This is a genomic window from Sinomonas sp. G460-2 (assembly GCF_047759905.1).
GTDB lineage: Bacteria > Actinomycetota > Actinomycetes > Actinomycetales > Micrococcaceae > Sinomonas.
The window spans coordinates 1-3,919 of sequence record NZ_JBKZWT010000327.1 but is presented as its reverse complement, the minus strand read 5'-3'; the positions used below and the strand labels follow the sequence as shown (position 1 = coordinate 3,919).

Sequence of the window (3,919 nt, the reverse complement as noted above, 5' to 3'; positions counted from 1 at the left end):
GAACAGGATGTTGCCCGGGTGCAGGTCGCCGTGCACCCACACGGCCGGCCCACCGTACGGCGGGGCGTCGGACAAGGCGTCCCACAGGGCCGCGAGCTCGGCATGGTCCGGCCGGTGCGCCACGAGCCCGAGCCGTTCGTGCACGCGCGCTTCGAGTTCGGCGACGTGGAGGCCCCGGAGCGGATTTCTGGGGGCGTCCGGGGGCGCAGGCGCGTGGAGCGCGCCCAGGAAGCCCGCGAGCTCCTGCTCGCCGCCACGTGCCGAGGTGGGCACCGACAGCCCGGGCGTCCCCTCAGTCCACCGGCACACGCTCCAGACCCACGGATAGCCGCGTCCGGGACGCCCGCGGCGCACCGGTACGGGCAGCGCGACGCCCGTGCGCGCCGCGATCTCGCCCACGAAGCGCAGCTCCGAACGCACGAGGCCCGCCGCGAGCTCGCGCCGAGGCATCCTGACCGCAAGATCGTGGCCGAGCCTGAACACGACGTTGTCCCACCCCTCGGAGGCCGCGACCAGTGGCAGGCCCGCAAGGTCGGGATGCTGGTCGGCGAGCAGGCCGCGGACGAGCTCCGCCGTGATGACCGCCTCGGACTCGGGCACGCGCGACATGGTGCCTCCTCGTCCACACTCAGCTACGGGTCAGGGGTGAACAGGGTAACGTAAACGAAAGGATAATCACGCATCTGCCGAAAGGACCCCGTGACCGAGCAGCCACGCCAGTCAACGCCGCGGCGCGGGACCAATCTGCCGCGCATGGGGGACTTCAATCTCACGGTCATCCTCGACGCGATCCGCGGCTCCGAGGCCGGCCTCAGCCGCGTCGAGCTCGCGCAGCTCGTGGGGCTCTCGCCGCAGACCATCTCCAACATCTCGCGCCGCCTGCTCGATCAGAAGCTCATCGTCGAGGCGGGCAAGGAGGGCTCCGGGCCGGGCAAGCCGCGCACGATCCTGCGGCTCAATCCTCAAGGCATGTACGCGGTGGGCGTGCACCTCGACCCGGCACTCATCACCGTGGTGCTCTTGGACCTCGTGGGCGCGGTCGTCGAGAAGCGCACGTTCGTCACGCCCCTGAGCCACGACCCCGACGAGATCGTTCAGGCGATCGCCGAGTGCGTCGAGGAGCTCCTCGCGATCTCCGGAGTGGATCGCAAGCTCGTTGCCGGTCTCGGCGTGGCTGCCCCCGGACCGATCGACCTCGACCGCGGAGCCGTAGTTGGCCCCCCACTCCTGCACGGCTGGGTCGACGTCCCGATCCAGGACCTCGTCCAGCGCGCGACCGGCCTCCCGACGACCGTGGACAAGGACGTGACCGGCGCCGCGGTGGCCGAGATTTGGGCGGGCGGCCCGGGCGGCTCCGAGAGCTTCGTGTTCTTCTACCTCGGCACCGGCCTCGGCGTGGGTCTGGTCCTGAACGGCGAGGTCTATCGCGGGAGCTCGGGCAATGCGGGGGAGATCGGTCACATCATTGTCGACCCGGACGGGCCGCTCTGCAGCGACGGCTGCGGCATGCGCGGCACCATCGGCACGGCGCTTGAACCGGCCGTGATCGTGAGCGAGGCCGTCGTGGCGGGCATCCTCCCGGTCTTGCCGGAGAATCCCACCGCGCGCGACTACCAAGGCGCGTTCGCCCGGCTGAGCGAGATGGTCGGCGAGGGCGAGGAGACAGCGATCGCGATCATGCGGCGCGCCGCGCGCAACATGGCGTGGGCCGCGGCGGTAGTCGGCAACCTCGTGGACGTCGAGCGCATGGTGTTCGGGGGCCCGTTCTGGGAGCCGGTGGCGCAATTCGTGCTCGATGTCCTTCCTGACATGGTCAACGAGCGCCTCGCGACCCGCGGAATCCACCGCGTGGGCCTCTCGGGCACGCGGCTCGGCGAGGACGTCGGGGCCGTGGGCGCGGCGTGCCTCGTGCTCGAGCGCGCGCTCGCCCCGCGCGCGGAGCGGCTCCTGCTCGAGGGCTGAGCCCACGCAACGCACGGACGACGGCGGCGCGGCGCCACCTTCGCGTCACGCGGCGTCACGCTTGTACTAGTTCGTAGCATTACGACGAATTCGCGCCCGCGGCTTGAAGGCGGCCCCGCCGCTCCCTAGTCTCAATGTCAAGTTGCTTCCCGCAACGTGTCAGCGATCCCCCAAGCCGGGGATGTGGGTGCCCCCGTGAGGGCCTGACATTTGCCGCAGGAAGCTGGTTCATTTCGGGCGCCCGCCGCGGCGGCGTCCCTGTGCCAGCATGCCTGCGTTCCTTAATACCCTTCCTCCGGCGATGGCTCAGCCTTCGCCGGCACGCATCGGATCCTAGGAATGCAAGTGTCCCCACCTACTCTCATCGACGCACCTTCGGCGAATTCCGCCGAGCCCGTCGCCCTCTCCTATGAGCTGTTCCCGCCGCGCAGCGACGCTGCGTCGGTGACCCTGTGGAAGACCATCCGCGAGCTCGAGTGCACCGACCCCGACTACGTGTCCGTGACGTACGGCGCGAGCGGCTCAAACCATGAGACGGCCCTCGACCTCGTGGACCGGCTCCAGCTTGAGACCACGCTGCGCCCCCTCGCTCACCTCACGTGCGTGGGCGGGACCCCGGAGGAGCTCAGCCGGACCGTGAACGCGCTCTTGGACCGTGGTGTCCGCGGGATTCTCGCGCTGCGCGGCGACCGCCCGAAGGACGGCCATCTTCCCGACGGCAGCCTCCGATACGCGCAGGACCTCATCGAGCTCATCCGGCGTGTCGAGCGGCGCCGCTTCGCTCAGTTCGCGGCCGGCAAGGTCGCGATCGGCGTCGCGGCGTATCCGGTGAAGCACCCCGAGTCGCCGAGCGTCGCCCACGACATCGAGGTGCTCCTCGCGAAGCAGCGCTCGGGCGCAGACTTCGCGATCACGCAGGTGTTCTTCCACCCCGACCAGTACTCGGCGCTCGTGCACCGCGCGCGGCGGGCCGGCGTCACGATCCCGATCATCCCGGGCATCATGCCGCTCACGAGCCTTCGGCGCATCCTTCGGCTCTCCGAGCTGAGCGGGGTCGAGCCGGACGCTCGCCTCGTGGACCGCATGCGCGCCGCGGCCGAGGACGCCGCGACCGCCCGCCGGATCGGCGTCGACGCGAGCGTCGCGCTAGCCGAGGCGGCCCTCGACGCCGGTGCTCCCGGTCTGCATCTCTACACGTTCAACGAGCACGAGAGCGCCCTTGAGGTGCTCTCGAAACTCAATCTCCCTCGGCCCTCGCGGCCTTCCCTCCAGGCCCACCGCCGGACCACCTGACCTGTCACCGACGAAGGAACCACGATGACTGACAGCAAGACCTCATTCCCCGCAGCCACCATCCTCGGCTACCCCCGCATCGGCCGCCGCCGCGAGCTCAAGAAGGCCGTCGAGGCCTACTGGGCCGGCAAGAGCAGCGCCGCCGAGCTCGAGGCCGCGGCGGACAGCATCCAGCTCGCGACCCTGCGCCGGCTTACGGAGCTCGGCCTCACGGAGGCCTCCGCGATCCCCGGCACGTTCTCGTTCTACGATCAGGTGCTCGACACCGCCGTGGCCCTCGGCGCGGTTCCGGCCCGCTTCGGCTCGCTGCTCGACGCGGACGGCCAGCTCGGGCTCGACGCATACTTCACGCTGGCCCGCGGCAACGCCGAGCAGCAGCCGCTCGAGATGACCAAGTGGTTCGACTCCAACTACCACTACCTCGTGCCCGAGATCGGCCCGGAGACGGTCTTCTCGCTCTCCTCCGAGCGCGCTGTCGACGAGTTCCGCTTCGCCCAGGCGAACGGCGTCGTGACGCGCCCGTACCTCGTGGGCCCCGTGACGTTCCTCCTGCTGAGCAAGGCGTCCGACGACGCCCCCGAGGGCTTCGCGCCGCTGTCTCGCCTCGACGACGTGCTCCCCGTCTACGCCGCGCTGCTCGAGCGCCTCGGTGCCGCGGGCGCCG

General features: G+C 70.6%; 3 protein-coding genes and 1 pseudogene. 3 read left to right on the top strand and 1 reads right to left on the bottom strand.

Features of this window, described 5'->3' with window-relative positions; all coding sequences use genetic code 11:
• Nucleotides 1-609, bottom strand: a 609-nt coding sequence (locus tag ACLN58_RS19100) for a phosphotransferase (RefSeq protein ID WP_415856818.1), incomplete at its 3' end; no start/stop codon positions are given.
• A gap of 144 nt (nt 610-753) precedes the next feature.
• On the opposite strand from ACLN58_RS19100, the gene ACLN58_RS19095 reads away from it, so the two are divergent.
• The 3 genes and pseudogenes from ACLN58_RS19095 to ACLN58_RS19085 all read left to right on the top strand — a co-directional run.
• Nucleotides 754-1,962 carry an ROK family transcriptional regulator gene (locus ACLN58_RS19095; RefSeq protein ID WP_415856819.1) on the top strand — a complete coding sequence of 403 codons (1,209 nt, stop codon included), beginning with the start codon at nt 754-756 and terminating at the stop codon, nt 1,960-1,962.
• Between the two features lie 345 nt (nt 1,963-2,307).
• A complete protein-coding gene (locus tag ACLN58_RS19090) occupies nt 2,308-3,255 on the top strand; it encodes a methylenetetrahydrofolate reductase (RefSeq protein ID WP_415856817.1) in 948 nt (315 codons plus the stop codon).
• A 24-nt stretch (nt 3,256-3,279) separates the two neighbouring features.
• Nucleotides 3,280-3,919, top strand: a pseudogene (locus ACLN58_RS19085) (5-methyltetrahydropteroyltriglutamate--homocysteine S-methyltransferase); the annotation flags it as partial.

Coding starts and splice junctions, on each gene's coding strand:
- ACLN58_RS19095 (WP_415856819.1), top strand. CDS start 754: ATGGGGGACTTCAATCTCACGGTCATCCTCGACGCGATCCGCGGCTCC.